This window comes from Ditibartonella apis (genome assembly GCF_001952075.1).
Taxonomy (GTDB): domain Bacteria; phylum Pseudomonadota; class Alphaproteobacteria; order Rhizobiales; family Rhizobiaceae; genus Bartonella; species Bartonella apis.
Map to the genome: position 1 here is coordinate 903,818 of NZ_LXYU01000001.1, position 13,261 is coordinate 917,078.

Below are 13,261 nucleotides of genomic sequence, written 5' to 3' on the forward strand. Positions count from 1 at the left end.
CCCGAGAAAACAAACTACATCTGAAAAAAGGCCAATCCAGATAAAAAGGCCAATTGAGATAAGAGGAACAATCCGAATAAATTTGTATTTAAAGTTTACATCTTCAACACCGATATATGGGGGAATTTTACCGTCGGGTTAGAGATATTGTAGCGAAAGCCGGGAATTACATATGGTTTTGTGGGTAACAATCAGAATTTTTCAAGCTCTGATTATTGTATTTTTGATGTCTGTTATTGTTTTTATAGGACTGCATGCCATTGGTAATCCGGTTGATATTTTGATTGGTCAGGATGTGGTTCAAACCGAACGCGCACGTATCATTGCGGCAATGGGGTTGGATCAACCTTTATATTTACAATATTTTGATTTTTTAAAAGGCCTGTTCTCAGGCAATCTGGGAAACAGCTTTACCTATCACGTTCCCGCCGTAACACTGATTTTGCAACGTTTGCCAGCCACATTTGAATTGGTCGTGGTTGCTATGGTTTTTGCCGTCGTCATAGGCGTTTTACTCGGAACAATAGCCGGCTTGCAACCTGAACGCCCATGGTCGCGGCTCATTATGGCTGGAAGTATCTTCGGATTTTCTCTCCCGACCTTTTGGATAGGGCTGTTAATGATCCAGTTTTTTTGCGTCAATCTTGGTTGGCTTCCTGCAAGTGGAAGAGGCGAAACAGTCGAGATTTTTGGCATTAATTGGTCTATTTTTACATTGGATGGCTGGCGTCATCTTTTATTGCCTGCATTAACCATCTCTCTTTTCAAACTGGCAATGGTTATACGTTTAACACGTGCCGGCGTTCAGGAAATTCTGCCGCTCGATTTCGTCAAATTTGCACGCGCTAAAGGCCTTTCTCCGTTGCGCGTCATTATATTTCATATTTTGCGCAATACACTGATCCCGCTTGTTACCGTATTGGGTTTGGAATTTGGCTCTATGATTGCCTTTTCTGTTGTAACAGAAAGTATTTTTTCCTGGCCGGGTGCAGGAAAGCTAATTCTTGACAGTATCAATAATCTGGATCGTCCGGTGATTGTCACCTATTTGATGATCATTGTATCGATATTTGTTTCGATCAATCTCGTTGTTGATATTCTCTATAAAATACTGGATCCGCGTGTTCGTATCGAGGCGGGCCGATGAGAAATACCAACAATCAATTTCTGAAGGAAACACGTTGGAAGCGACATGTCGTTGATTATTTCAAGTCCCCTCTTGCCGCATTTTCATTTGTCATTGCGTTGTTATTTATTATAGCTGCAATCTTTGCATTTTGGCTTGCTCCGCAAAATCCTTATGATCTCGGCAAAGTTGATATTCTGGATGCTTTGCAACCGCCCGGAGCTTCGGGAGTGGCAGGAGATCAACGATTTCTGCTTGGCTCCGATGGACAGGGAAGAGATATTCTTTCAAGCATCATTTACGGCTTACGGACAAGTCTTATCGTCGGTGTGGGAGCGTCGACTGCCGCGGGAATAATAGGCATATTTTTAGGTCTGGTTGCCGCTTATTTTGGTGGCAAAACCGATGCATTCGTCATGCGGGCAGTCGATTTGATGCTATCATTTCCTTCTATCCTTGTTGCTATGATGATATTGGCTTTTCTAGGGAAGGGGCTTGAAAACGTTATTATTACTCTGATTTTGTTGGAATGGACCTATTACGCCCGTACAGCGCGTTCGCAAGCATTGATCGAGCGTCGGCGTGAATATGTGGAAGCTGCAACTTGCCTCGGTTTTTCCAATTTTAGAATTATGATGAGACAGATTTTGCCTAACTGTATGCCGCCGCTTATCGTTATCGGAACTTTGCAAATTGCCCGCGCAATTACATTGGAGGCGACGTTAAGTTTTTTAGGCGTCGGCGTTGACGTGACCGAACCCTCTCTTGGAGCTTTAATCAATAATGGTTCGCAAGAACTGCTTTCCGGCAGATATTGGATCAGCTTTTACCCAGGCATAGCATTATTGCTGTTATTATTATCGTTCAATCTCGTCGGTGACCGGTTGCGCGAAGTTTTAAATCCGAGGAGCAATTCATGACAGGATTGTTACCCTCTGTTCCGACATGCGGTGATGTGCTTCTCAATGTATGCGAATTAACGACGAGATTTTTAAATCGCGGTGTCAGTTTTCCGGCAGTTGACCAGGTTTCATTCACTCTCAAGCGCGGTGAAATACTCGGGCTCGTCGGAGAATCCGGATCGGGCAAGTCGGTGACCGGATTTTCAATTATGGGACTTGTTGACCCGCCTGGAAAAGTCGTCGGTGGAAAAATACTATTCAAAGGGCGTGATCTGTTAACGATACGGGAAAAAGAAATGCGATCATTGCGAGGCAACAAAATTGCAATGATCTTCCAAGATCCGATGATGACACTTGATCCTGTTATGCGCATTGAAAAACAAATGACCGAAGCAATATTTGCCCATAGCAAAGTGGGCAGGAAACAGGCTTGGCAATGGGCACGCGACACATTGGGTCTTGTCGGCATTCCCAGTCCGGAAGAACGCTTAAAAGCTTATCCGCATCAGCTTTCGGGTGGAATGCGTCAACGTGTGGCGATTGCAATTGCACTCTTGCATAAACCTGAACTGATTATTGCCGATGAACCAACGACAGCTCTTGATGTCACGATCCAGTCGCAGATCTTATCGGAAATTCAAAAACTGGCCACCCATTATGGAATGAGCCTGATCTGGATTTCGCATGATCTATCGGTTGTAGCCGGTCTCACAGATAAAATTGCCGTTATGTATGCCGGACGTATCGTAGAGCAGGGATCTGTGAGCAATGTTCTCGATCATCCGCAGCATCCTTATACATCGGGATTGATAAACAGTTTGCCAAGTCATAATGCGCGCGGCCATCACCTTGCCCAAATTCCGGGGATGACGCACAGTCTTGCAAATTTGCCTGAAGGATGTGCTTTTTTTGACCGCTGCCAAAGGGCAAGCGCGCTATGTCAACAAGCTAAACCGGAATTGACGAAGCGCGGACACGACCAATGGGTGCGGTGTTATCATCCAACAGATGATCTTGTTGCCCATAAAACTATGACGGATTATGTCGTCGCAGGTCGAGAGTTGTTGAAAAATGTCTGAATGCATAGAAAACACAAAAGCGACTGCGCCTCTGATCGCCCTTCACAATATTTCAAAAATATTCGGAAGAAGGAAAACAGGCTTTTTCGAGCGTCAATTTATCAGAGCCGGAATAGCGGATTCCCCTCCACAAACGCATGCACTTGATGGAATAGAGCTGGCTATCGAGGAAGGTGAAGTGGTCGGGCTGGTAGGAGAATCCGGTTGTGGAAAATCAACGCTTGGCCGCATCGCCGCCGGGCTTCTACACCCTGATAACGGAACAAGGTTGGTTAAGGGGAAAACATTGGAGCAGATGGGCAAGGCGGAGCGAATGAAAGCCCGCCTTGAAGTACAGATGATATTTCAAGACCCTTATGCAAGCCTCAACCCGCGTCAGAGGGTCGATCAGATTATAGGGGATGCTCCGCTCGTACATCAGCTTTGTTCATCGAAAAATGTGGACAATTATGTAGTGGAGATGATGCAGCTTACGGGACTTGATTCGCAGTTCCGTCAACGGTATCCGCACCAGTTTAGTGGTGGTCAGAGACAACGCATCGGCATTGCCCGTGCTTTGGCGGTGAAACCGTCTATGTTGGTTTGTGATGAAGCGGTTGCCGCGCTTGATGTTTCTATTCAAGCTCAAGTGTTAAATCTGTTTATAGATCTGCGAGAAAAATTCAATCTCAGTTATCTCTTTATCAGTCATGATCTGGGGGTAGTCGAGCATATTTCAGATCGTGTCGTGATTATGTATTTGGGGCGAATTGTTGAAAGCGCACCTGTCGAAGACATTTTTCGATTTGCTAATCACCCTTATACAAAAGCTTTGTTGGAAAATATTCCACGCATTGATCGCCGTAAACATGTGTTTGCGCCCCTAAAAGGCGAAATACCAAGCCCTAACCATCCACCTTCGGGGTGTCATTTTCATCCGCGTTGTCCGTTTGCAATCGAACGCTGCAAAATAGAACGACCAAAACTAAGGGAGGTGGCGCCGAAACATTTGAGTGCATGCCATTTGAACGATCAACTTTAACCGATTGACACGAGTAAGCCCGAAACAAATCGGACGAGGGCTGAAATGGAGAGACAATGAAGAAATTATTGACATCTATTGCGGCCACATTGTTGGTCGTTATGAATTATACTGCATCGGCAGATGATTTGAAGATAGGCTTTGCCGATCCGATCTCGTCAATGGATCCGCAATTGAACAATCACGCCGGTGACCGCTCGAACGATTTACACTTCTGGAATTTTCTAACGCAGATCAGAGATAATCGCATTGAGCCCGATTTGGCTTCGAGTTGGAAAACGTTGGACGACAACACATGGGAATTCAAATTACGAGATGATGTAAAATGGCAGGATGGTACGCCGCTTACCGCCGATGACATTATTTTTTCCTATCAACGGGCGCGAAACGTTCCAGGATCGGTCGCGAGTTTTTCCGGTTATTTACGCACGATTGCATCTGTCGAAGCCAAAGATCCGCATACGCTCATTATTAAAACAACAGTACCAAATCCCGATATACCTCTCAATGTCGCTTCTGTGCATATTGTCAGTAAACACATTGGCGAAAACGCAACCACCGACGATTATAATTCCGGCAAAGCGATGGTGGGCACGGGGCCTTTTAAATTCCAATCTTATGTTCCAGGCGACGTTGTCACCATGACACGCAATGACACATATTTTAATGGTAAAAGCCCTTGGGACAATGTGATTTACCGCTACATTGCAAATCCCGCATCGCGTACGGCAGCCTTATTGGCCGGAGATGTGGATGTTATTGATAAAATTTCTGCTTCCGACCTTGTCCGTTTGCGGAAAAACGAAAAAGTCAATGTCTACGAATATCCGGGTTTGCGGGTAATGCTGTTGCAACCGAGTTTCAATCCGGCTCCCAATGCCTATATCAAGGACAATAACGGCCAAGCTCTTGATAAAAATCCGCTAACAGATGTCCGCGTCCGTCAAGCCCTGAATATAGCAATCAATCGTGATATTATTGTTGATCGGGTTTTACAGAATTCGGCAACAGTCGCCAGCCAATGGATGCCGGAAGGCGCTCCGGGATACAATGCCCGCTTCAAAAAAATCGCGTTCGATGTTGATAAGGCAAAAAAATTATTAGCCGACGCCGGCTATCCCGAAGGTTTCCAGATGATTATCCACGTACCTTCCGATCGTTATCCTCTCGCTCCTGAGACAGCTCAGGCAGTGGCCCAGTTCTGGACACGGATCGGCGTAAAAACCAAGGTGGAAGTTGTGCCATGGGCGGTTTATGCCTCGAAAGCCCGTTCAAATGACTATGCCATGACAATGTTAGCTTGGGGAAATGGTACGGGCGAAGGGTCGTATGCTCTGGTCAATGTCTATGCTACAGTCTCTCCGGAAAAAGGTCTCGGCGCGTCGAACTGGGGACATTACTCAAGCGAAGCATTGGACCAAATTCTGGCAAAATATACCGAGACTTTCGACGAAACGGAACGCGCTAAGATCATGGACCGTGCAGTCGAAATTATCAATGATGATGTGGCCGCTATTCCCCTCTACCACTACAAAAATATTTGGGCAACGCGCAAAGGTTTAAAAGTGACACCTTTAACGAGTGATAGAACGGTTGCACAAATGGTAGAAAAAATAAAAGAATAAAAAAATTATATCTATAATATAAATATCAACTATTATTATAATTTTAATAATAGTTGATAATAATATACGTTACATTGAACATAATTAAACGATAAAATTGTTATAAAATTTAATAATAATTATAAATATAACAAATATTTATCAAAAAAGATATAGGCCCGAACTCATGACAACCGAATTAAAACTGATTATCGCCCCCAAAAGCGCATTGATCGACGAAAGTCGCCATATTCTGGTTGAGGGAGCCAAACCTTCGTCGGTTGTTGAGATCAATAGCCGGACTATGCGCAGGGAAAATTGTTGGCGTAGTCGGGCACTTTTTATTGCCGCACCGGATGGAACAGTCGATACCTCGCGGGATGCGCCATTCGACGGTGATTACACCGGAGTGAAGCCGATGGGGCTTATATGGTCACAACGGCCTGAAAATAAAAATATAACCGATATTTTTCCGCTGGATGTTCGTGATGAGCTCGTCACCCATTTTGAAGTCAAGAATAAAAATGATGTCGTTTCGGATGTGATGGTTCAATATTTATGCAAACCGGATATTCGTGTCGAACGGATTCATAAAAATGGTCTGGTTGGAACGTTATGTCTCCCCGCCGGAGAGGGGCCGTTTCCATCCATTTTAATTCTGAATGGTTCTGGTGGTGGTATAAATGAACCGAGAGCGGCAATTTGGGCTTCCCATGGTTATGCGGCGTTTGCATTGGGATATTTCAAGGTAGAGGGATTATCGAATTATATTTCAAATACGCCTCTCGAATATTTCAAAAAAGGTCTGGATTTTTTACATCATGAGGTTTGTCCTCGCGATAATTTTGTGGCAATTTCCGGTCAATCGCGCGGTGGTGAACTGGCTTTGTTAATTTCCAGCCTTTATCCCGAAGACATTTCCGCGGTCATTGCCTACCTTCCTGGCAGTTTGGTTCATAGTGGTCAAAACGCTTCCGATCCGGCAGTTGGCCGAAATGGTCCGGCATGGTTGAAAGACGGAAAGCCCTTAACGCATTTGATTGATGGTAACCGGACGGCCACGTGGGAGCCGTTTGACAATGGCCCTGAGCCGCACCGCCATGAATTGGCATTGCGCACAGCTTTGGCGGATGACGAAGCTGTGGAACGCGCGCGCATAAAGGTAGAAAATATTAAAACCCCGATCATTTTGTTATCTGCTACAGACGATGGTTCGTGGCCTTCAAGTTTCTATTGTTCCATGGTCGTAAATAGACTTGCAGCATCAGGCCACCCTTATCATGTTGAATGGTATGACTATTCGGGGGCGGGGCATGCCATCGTCTTTCCATATGTTCCAACCACTGCCATCTGTTATAGCCATCCGGTTTCCAAAAAGGTGAGTACCGGAGGCGGAACACCGGAGCGCAATGCATTTGCAAACGAGGATTCATGGAAAAAAGTATTATCTTTTGCAGAAAGCGCTTCAAAAGAGTAAAAATGAATAGAAGGTGAGGGAACGAGCTGGAAAGAGTTATTATAACTCCCATTTTGTCGGGATGGATCTATTTTACCCGTACACTGTTCACTTTATTTCTTTGAATTATCCGATGAGATATAGGGCGCAATTACCACCAATACTTTGGCCAGTTTTTGACCACGCCGATGTTGTTCACAACCAATGCGATAGTAACAAGAATGACAGAGCCGAGGAAAACAGGTGCGAATAGAAATGACCAACCGAGCCCCCCTGCCAAAAACACGACTATGGGATCCGCGCCGGCAGGAGCATGAATGGTTCTGGTGAACTGCATGAGACCTATAGCCAAACCGACAGCAAGACCCGTTTCCCAAAACCCGTGACCGATCAGGTGGAAAACAGCCAAGCCTACGAATGTCGAAAGAAGATGACCGCCTATCACGCTTCTAGGCTGCGCCAGCGGAGATTCGGGCAATGCATAGAGCAATACGCATGTGGCGCCAAAGGGAGCCATGATGAGCGGAACATGATAATGTCCGGCCATAAATGCCAAAATTGATATGCTGACCATGCCACCGACAAATCCTGTCAGAATTTGCAATGACGAAGGTCTGGCCGGTGCTTTCGAGGTAAGGAAAAGCGTCATTTGGCTTTTGGGGGCGTCGGTAAGATCACTCATTTAGCTATTTCTCCGGTAAGAGGTTGAATTTTGTATAAGAATGAGATTAATATTAATACTTAACAGACCTGTCTGTTATTTTTATAACTTAACAGACCTGTAAGTAAATTATCAATATGCCGCAATCATAGATGTTGCGTGTAAATAGAAAAATTTTTTTAAAAAAATGGCTTAGGGTAGAATAATGACACTAACTAAAGAAATGCCATCAAAAAAAGAGGCAGGGCAACGCGTAAGTAAAAGACAGGTTTTATTGGAAACCGCCTTGCGACTGTTCAATGAACATGGTTACGCCAATGTTGGTGTGGATCGGATAGTAGGGGAAGCAAAGATAGCAAAGCCGACATTATACACCCAGTTCGGAACAAAAAATGGTCTCATAGAGGAAGTGTTAAAGCTCCGAGATGATAATTTTATGGAAAGCTTACAAACTTATGTCGATCAAGCGCCTGACGGAGCCATTTCAAAAGTCACTGCTATTCTGGAGTGGCATAAAAAGTGGTTTACCGAACCCGATTTTTTTGGCTGTATGTTTATAAAAGCTTCGGAAGAGTTCGGAAAAACGAATGAACAGATTTCCGCAATCGTAAAAAAACATAAGGATTCTATTTATAACCTGATCCATCAGGTGATAGAGCCTGATTGCAAGGGAAAAACAGATCAAATCGCTTCAATAATCATGATTATACTGGAAGGATTGATTGTTAACTATAATATTTACGGTGACTTGAAGCCGTATGAAGTAGCAACCACAACTGTAAAAGAATTGCTGAACTCAATAAGTCCTCGACTGAACAAGGATAAAAAATAATGTATACGCTTCACATCGCAAATAAGAACTATTCGTCGTGGTCCCTAAGACCATGGGTTCTTCTAAAGACACTCCAAATACCATTCAAAGAAAGCCAACATTTTCTTTCAGGGGACACCACCTATCGCAATTTCAAAACCTTTTCTCCATCAGGTAGAGTGCCGGTTCTTTATGATAACGATACAGTCATTTGGGATAGTCTTGCGATAGTCGAATATCTTTTTGAAAAACATGACAGTGTTTGGCCAATGGATCGTCGTGCGAGAGCTTGGGCCCGAAGCGCAGCAGCAGAAATGCATTCTTCTTTTGAGGCGTTGAGAACACAATGCCAGATGAACTGCTCCGTCGAAGTGAAATTGGATGAAATACCCGAAAACCTCAAGAAGGACATTGACCGTATCGACGAGTTGTTTGAAAGTGGGCTGGATAAATTCGGTGGGCCTTATCTTTCGGGTCACGAATTTACTGCTGTTGATGCATTTTTCTGCCCTATTGCATTTAGAGTTCGGGCATATAACTTACCTTTAAATGCAAGATCTCGAAACTATCTGGATAAATTATTACAATTGCCTGCCATGCAGGAGTGGCTTGATTCAGCGATTAAAGAACCCCGATATGATGTCTACGAGCAGGTAACCAAACAATACGGCTCCATCATAAAAGACATGCGTATCTAACTTTTTATCTGACAGGCTGTGTTACATATATTTTCGGTACAAGCGCTTTTACTCCGAAAAGCTTCCAAATCACATTCCTTATTTTTTAAGAATTCGATATTTGAAGTGCAATTGACAATCATTTTGTTTCCTCTTGTCAGGATGAGGGGTAAAAATCATTCATAAACTTCCGATTATCAATCAACTTCAATACAATATCGTTGAGTGGCGACGAATTTTGTAAGTTTCGACATGAACGGGTTTCATGATAGATCGCTCTTACAAATCTCGAACAAGAATCCAAGTGGCTCTATTCTTGCGTTGAAAAACGGTTACCCCATTTAACGAGCGTGAAGCGAGGAAAAAATGTCGATACCGCAAAATAAAGATGAATTGCTGAATGCAATCGAAACGACTTTTTCCAAACTTGCTGAAGATTTGCGTAAAGTACCAGCAGATGTTTCCGGTTTGCCGCTCATGGAGGGGCATTCAAAAGGCGAGTTTATGAGTGTTTCAAATCTCGTTGCCTATCTTTTTGGGTGGAATAGGCTTGTCCTGAAATGGCTGGAAAGAGATGAAAAGGGCGACTCCGTCGATTTTCCTGAAACCGGCTTCAAGTGGAATGAACTTGGTGAACTCGCCAAGAAATTTTATTCCGATTATAAGAATGTTCCTTTTGTTGATCTTGTTGATCGGCTTCGCGCGGCAAAAGACCAAATTATTGTCGAAATTTCCAAACGAAATAACCAGAAGCTTTACGAAAAAGAGTGGTGCGGAAAATGGACAATGGGGCGGATGATCCAATTGAATACCTCTTCACCCTATTCCAATGCACGGAACCGCTTGCGGAAATGGTTAAAAAATCTCGACGTCGAATAAAGATGATTTCGGAGAGCATAAATTGGAAGGCAAATAGACCTGTTGGCGCACTTTTTAAAACGGAAATTGCCGAAGAAAACTCTGTGAGAAAAATAAAAATGCCGCGGAGAGCGTAGGCTTTCCGCGGCGATGATTTTTGGTTCTTTACAGGCTATTCGGATTTATTTTCGCCTTTATTTTGTTTGGCATTGTCTTCCGTCAATTCATACCACATCGCATTCAATATTGCGAAAGCGGCAGCAAGCGGAAGGCCGAGAGCCCATGAAAAATACCACATGGAATTTCCTTTCAAGAGTAGCAATCAATAGGATTGCTTGTTTCCTTCGATTGTTTTGACGCTGACTTTTCCCCAAAGGATTTTGTAGACCCAGCTTGTGTAGGCCAAGACTGTCGGAACAAAAATGATCGCGACAATCAGCATGACAAAGAGGGTGAAATGGCTTGAGGAAGAATCCCATACCGTAAGGCTCATCACCGGATCAATAGTTGAAGGCAGGATGAACGGGAACATTGCAACGCCAACGCTTGCAATAATGCAGGCAATACCAAGTCCGTTTGCGATAATGGCAAGGACCGGTTTTCTCATGGACAAGCATGCTACTGCCAATAGTGGTGCAACAAGTCCGATAATCGGAACAATCCACAAGATCGGTGTTTGATGGTAATTGTCAAGCCAACCCGAAGCATTGGTTGCAATCTGTTTCATCAACGGGTTTGAAGGACCGTTGGCAACCACACCACCGGTAATATGATAGCCGGTTGTTGCAACGTTCAACAAAAGCCCGCACAAACCATAAAGAATGGTTGTGAGAACACCCGTAATCATGCCGACTTTGCGTACACGGCTGAAAATAGGATCGTCGGTTTTGACAGCAAGCCAGCTTGCCCCGTGGGTAAGCAGCATGACAATCGACAGAACCCCACAAAGGATTGCAAACGGGTTCAACAGTCCGAAGAACGAACCATGATAGAAAATCTGCATATCGGGTTTAATCTCGAAGGGAACACCTTCAAGCACATTGCCCATTGCAACACCGAAAATCAGACTTGGCAAAAAGCCACCGATAAAAAGCAGCCAGTCCCAGGTTGACCGCCAGGTTTTGCTTTCGCGTTTGCTGCGGTATTTGAAGCCGACCGGGCGCAGAATAATGCCAACGAGCACGAGGAACATGGCAATATAAAAGCCCGAGAATGAAACAGCATAAAGCTGTGGCCAAGCGGCGAAAATGCCGCCGCCTGCCAAAATCAACCAAACCTGGTTGCCTTCCCAAACCGGTCCGACGGTGTTGATGACAATGCGTCGTTCAAGATCTGTCTTACCGACAAAGGGGAGCAACATACCGGTTCCCAGATCGAAACCGTCCATGACTGCAAAGCCGACAAGCACAATGCCAAGCAGCAGCCACCATATGATACGTAACACGTCATATGAAATCAAATCGTGCAAAATCATGATTTTTATCCTTTAAGATAATGCTGTGGCAGAGGCGTTGTTTTGAACCTCGCTGTGGTCATTCAAAACGTCCGGACCTTTTCTGATATATTTCAGCATCAAGCGGACTTCGACGACAAGAAGCGCGGTATAGAGGGCAACAAAGCCGCAAATTGTCAGGAATACTGTCGTAACGCCGAGGTTTGAAACCGCAACGGCGGTCGGAAGAATTCCTTCGATGATCCAGGGTTGACGTCCGATTTCGGCAACAACCCATCCACATTCGACAGAAATCCATGGAAGTGCGATAGCGCAAACAGCAAGTTTAAGCAACCAGCGCCTGTTTTCCAAACGATGACGTGCCGACAGATAGAAGAATGTCGCCATGATCAGGATGAGGGCAAAACCACAGGCAACCATGATACGGAAAGCCCAGAAGATAACCGGAACTTCCGGAACAAGATCCCATGCCGCTTTGCTGATCTGTTCTTCCGTTGCTGTACGCGGGTCGTCGACATAGCGTTTCAACAGAAGTGCATAACCGAGCGAACGACCGTTATTTTCAAACTGGTCGATTGTTTCTTGCGGAACAGCTGCGCCTTTTGCCTGTTGGATTTTTTCCAGTGCATCATAAGCAAGGATACCTTGTCTGATTTCTTTTTCAGATTGTGCAACGAGATCCTTGATGCCGGGGATCTGTTCGTCAAACGAACGTGTACCGATAATGCCCATTACCCACGGAATGTGGATTGCAAAATGGGTTTCACGGTTTTGAACATCGGGAAGACCGAACAGTGTGAAAGAAGCCGGAGCTTTTTCAGTATCCCACATGGCTTCGATAGCAGCGAGTTTCATTTTCTGGTGTTCGCCGGAAAGGTAGCCGCTTTCATCCCCGAGAACTACGACGGAAAGTGAAGCAGCAAGACCGAATGATGCAGCAACTGTCATCGAGCGTTTGGCAATTTCTTTATAGCGACCTCTCAGGAGGTACCAGGCGGAAACGCCAAGGACGAAAGCGGCAGCTGTTGTATAACCGGCTGAAACCGTGTGAACGAATTTCGCTTGCGCAACAGGATTTAAAATAACCGAAGCGAAGTCGCCCAATTCCATACGCATGGTTTGCGGGTTGAAGGTCGAGGCGACCGGATTTTGCATCCAGCCATTGGCGACGAGAATCCATAAAGCCGAGAAGTTCGAGCCGAAGGCCACGCACCATGTAGCAATCAGGTGTTTAACCTTTGACATGCGGTCCCATCCGAAGAAGAACAGGCCGACAAAGGTTGCTTCCAGGAAGAAAGCCATCAAAGCTTCGATAGCCAAAGGTGCGCCAAAAATATCGCCGACATAATGGCTATAATAGCTCCAGTTCATGCCGAACTGGAATTCCATAACCACGCCGGTTGCCACACCTAACGCAAAATTTATACCAAATAGTAGTCCCCAGAACTTGGTCATGTCCCGCCAGATCGTTCGACCTGTCATGACATAAACGCTTTCCATAATGGCAAGCAGGATTGATAATCCTAGCGTTAATGGGACAAACAGAAAATGGTAAAGCGCTGTCGCGGCGAATTGGAACCGTGATAGGCTGACAATGTCAATATCCATAATTC

At 44.9% G+C, this 13,261-nt stretch carries 13 protein-coding genes; 9 read left to right on the forward strand and 4 right to left on the reverse strand.

Annotation, left to right across the window (positions count from 1 at the left end; translation table 11 throughout):
• Positions 1–172: 172 nt before the first annotated feature.
• The 6 genes from PEB0122_RS04090 (at position 173) to PEB0122_RS04115 (ending at position 7,209) form a co-directional block, all read left to right on the forward strand.
• A complete protein-coding gene (locus tag PEB0122_RS04090) occupies positions 173–1,147 on the forward strand; it encodes an ABC transporter permease (protein ID WP_075915538.1) in 975 nt (324 codons plus the stop codon).
• The gene (locus PEB0122_RS04095) at positions 1,144–2,046 is read left to right on the forward strand and encodes an ABC transporter permease (RefSeq protein WP_075915540.1); all 903 of its coding nucleotides are present in this window, start codon (positions 1,144–1,146) and stop codon (positions 2,044–2,046) included. Before PEB0122_RS04090 ends, PEB0122_RS04095 begins: the two co-directional genes overlap by 4 nt.
• Entirely contained in the window at positions 2,043–3,107 is a 1,065-nt protein-coding gene (locus PEB0122_RS04100) for an ABC transporter ATP-binding protein (protein WP_083650183.1), read from the forward strand. Before PEB0122_RS04095 ends, PEB0122_RS04100 begins: the two co-directional genes overlap by 4 nt.
• Complete coding sequence (locus PEB0122_RS04105; RefSeq protein ID WP_075915542.1) at positions 3,100–4,128, forward strand: ABC transporter ATP-binding protein; 1,029 nt, start codon at positions 3,100–3,102, stop codon at positions 4,126–4,128. Before PEB0122_RS04100 ends, PEB0122_RS04105 begins: the two co-directional genes overlap by 8 nt.
• 56 nt (positions 4,129–4,184) lie before the next feature.
• Positions 4,185–5,753 (forward strand): ABC transporter substrate-binding protein, encoded by a 1,569-nt coding sequence (locus PEB0122_RS04110; RefSeq protein WP_075915544.1) that lies wholly within the window; start codon positions 4,185–4,187, stop codon positions 5,751–5,753.
• 166 nt (positions 5,754–5,919) lie between these two features.
• On the forward strand, positions 5,920–7,209 hold the full coding sequence (locus PEB0122_RS04115) for an acyl-CoA thioester hydrolase/BAAT C-terminal domain-containing protein (protein ID WP_075915546.1): 1,290 nt from the start codon (positions 5,920–5,922) through the stop codon (positions 7,207–7,209).
• Positions 7,210–7,339: 130 nt separating this feature from the next.
• Here the strand turns inward: PEB0122_RS04115 and PEB0122_RS04120 are convergent, their stop codons facing one another.
• Entirely contained in the window at positions 7,340–7,870 is a 531-nt protein-coding gene (locus PEB0122_RS04120) for an HPP family protein (protein WP_075915548.1), read from the reverse strand.
• 184 nt (positions 7,871–8,054) lie between these two features.
• On the opposite strand from PEB0122_RS04120, the gene PEB0122_RS04125 reads away from it, so the two are divergent.
• From PEB0122_RS04125 to PEB0122_RS04135, 3 genes are all read left to right on the forward strand, one after another.
• Positions 8,055–8,681, forward strand: a complete 627-nt coding sequence (locus PEB0122_RS04125) for a TetR/AcrR family transcriptional regulator (protein WP_075915550.1) — start codon at positions 8,055–8,057, stop codon at positions 8,679–8,681.
• Positions 8,681–9,358 (forward strand): glutathione S-transferase family protein, encoded by a 678-nt coding sequence (locus PEB0122_RS04130; protein ID WP_075915552.1) that lies wholly within the window; start codon positions 8,681–8,683, stop codon positions 9,356–9,358. The genes PEB0122_RS04125 and PEB0122_RS04130 overlap by 1 nt, the downstream gene beginning before the upstream one ends.
• 345 nt (positions 9,359–9,703) lie before the next feature.
• Positions 9,704–10,216, forward strand: coding sequence for a ClbS/DfsB family four-helix bundle protein (locus tag PEB0122_RS04135; protein ID WP_075915554.1), 513 nt, complete (start codon positions 9,704–9,706; stop codon positions 10,214–10,216).
• Between the two features lie 151 nt (positions 10,217–10,367).
• On the opposite strand, the gene cydX is transcribed toward PEB0122_RS04135, so the two are convergent.
• From cydX to PEB0122_RS04150, 3 genes are read right to left on the reverse strand one after another with little or no spacing between them, the layout of a single operon-like run.
• A complete protein-coding gene (gene cydX / locus PEB0122_RS04140) occupies positions 10,368–10,493 on the reverse strand; it encodes a cytochrome bd-I oxidase subunit CydX (RefSeq protein ID WP_075869158.1) in 126 nt (41 codons plus the stop codon).
• Between the two features lie 24 nt (positions 10,494–10,517).
• Positions 10,518–11,669, reverse strand: coding sequence for a cytochrome d ubiquinol oxidase subunit II (cydB, locus tag PEB0122_RS04145; RefSeq protein ID WP_075915556.1), 1,152 nt, complete (start codon positions 11,667–11,669; stop codon positions 10,518–10,520).
• Between the two features lie 12 nt (positions 11,670–11,681).
• Complete coding sequence (locus PEB0122_RS04150; protein ID WP_075915558.1) at positions 11,682–13,256, reverse strand: cytochrome ubiquinol oxidase subunit I; 1,575 nt, start codon at positions 13,254–13,256, stop codon at positions 11,682–11,684.
• Between the last annotated feature and the right edge of the window lie 5 nt (positions 13,257–13,261).

Excerpts from the sequence above, each read along its gene's own strand:
- PEB0122_RS04090 (WP_075915538.1), top strand. The coding sequence starts at position 173 with ATGGTTTTGTGGGTAACAATCAGAATTTTTCAAGCTCTGATTATTGTA.
- PEB0122_RS04095 (WP_075915540.1), top strand. The coding sequence starts at position 1,144 with ATGAGAAATACCAACAATCAATTTCTGAAGGAAACACGTTGGAAGCGA.
- PEB0122_RS04100 (WP_083650183.1), top strand. The coding sequence starts at position 2,043 with ATGACAGGATTGTTACCCTCTGTTCCGACATGCGGTGATGTGCTTCTC.
- PEB0122_RS04105 (WP_075915542.1), top strand. The coding sequence starts at position 3,100 with ATGTCTGAATGCATAGAAAACACAAAAGCGACTGCGCCTCTGATCGCC.
- PEB0122_RS04110 (WP_075915544.1), top strand. The coding sequence starts at position 4,185 with ATGAAGAAATTATTGACATCTATTGCGGCCACATTGTTGGTCGTTATG.
- PEB0122_RS04115 (WP_075915546.1), top strand. The coding sequence starts at position 5,920 with ATGACAACCGAATTAAAACTGATTATCGCCCCCAAAAGCGCATTGATC.
- PEB0122_RS04120 (WP_075915548.1), bottom strand. The coding sequence starts at position 7,870 with ATGAGTGATCTTACCGACGCCCCCAAAAGCCAAATGACGCTTTTCCTT.
- PEB0122_RS04125 (WP_075915550.1), top strand. The coding sequence starts at position 8,055 with ATGACACTAACTAAAGAAATGCCATCAAAAAAAGAGGCAGGGCAACGC.
- PEB0122_RS04130 (WP_075915552.1), top strand. The coding sequence starts at position 8,681 with ATGTATACGCTTCACATCGCAAATAAGAACTATTCGTCGTGGTCCCTA.
- PEB0122_RS04135 (WP_075915554.1), top strand. The coding sequence starts at position 9,704 with ATGTCGATACCGCAAAATAAAGATGAATTGCTGAATGCAATCGAAACG.
- cydX (WP_075869158.1), bottom strand. The coding sequence starts at position 10,493 with ATGTGGTATTTTTCATGGGCTCTCGGCCTTCCGCTTGCTGCCGCTTTC.
- cydB (WP_075915556.1), bottom strand. The coding sequence starts at position 11,669 with ATGATTTTGCACGATTTGATTTCATATGACGTGTTACGTATCATATGG.
- PEB0122_RS04150 (WP_075915558.1), bottom strand. The coding sequence starts at position 13,256 with ATGGATATTGACATTGTCAGCCTATCACGGTTCCAATTCGCCGCGACA.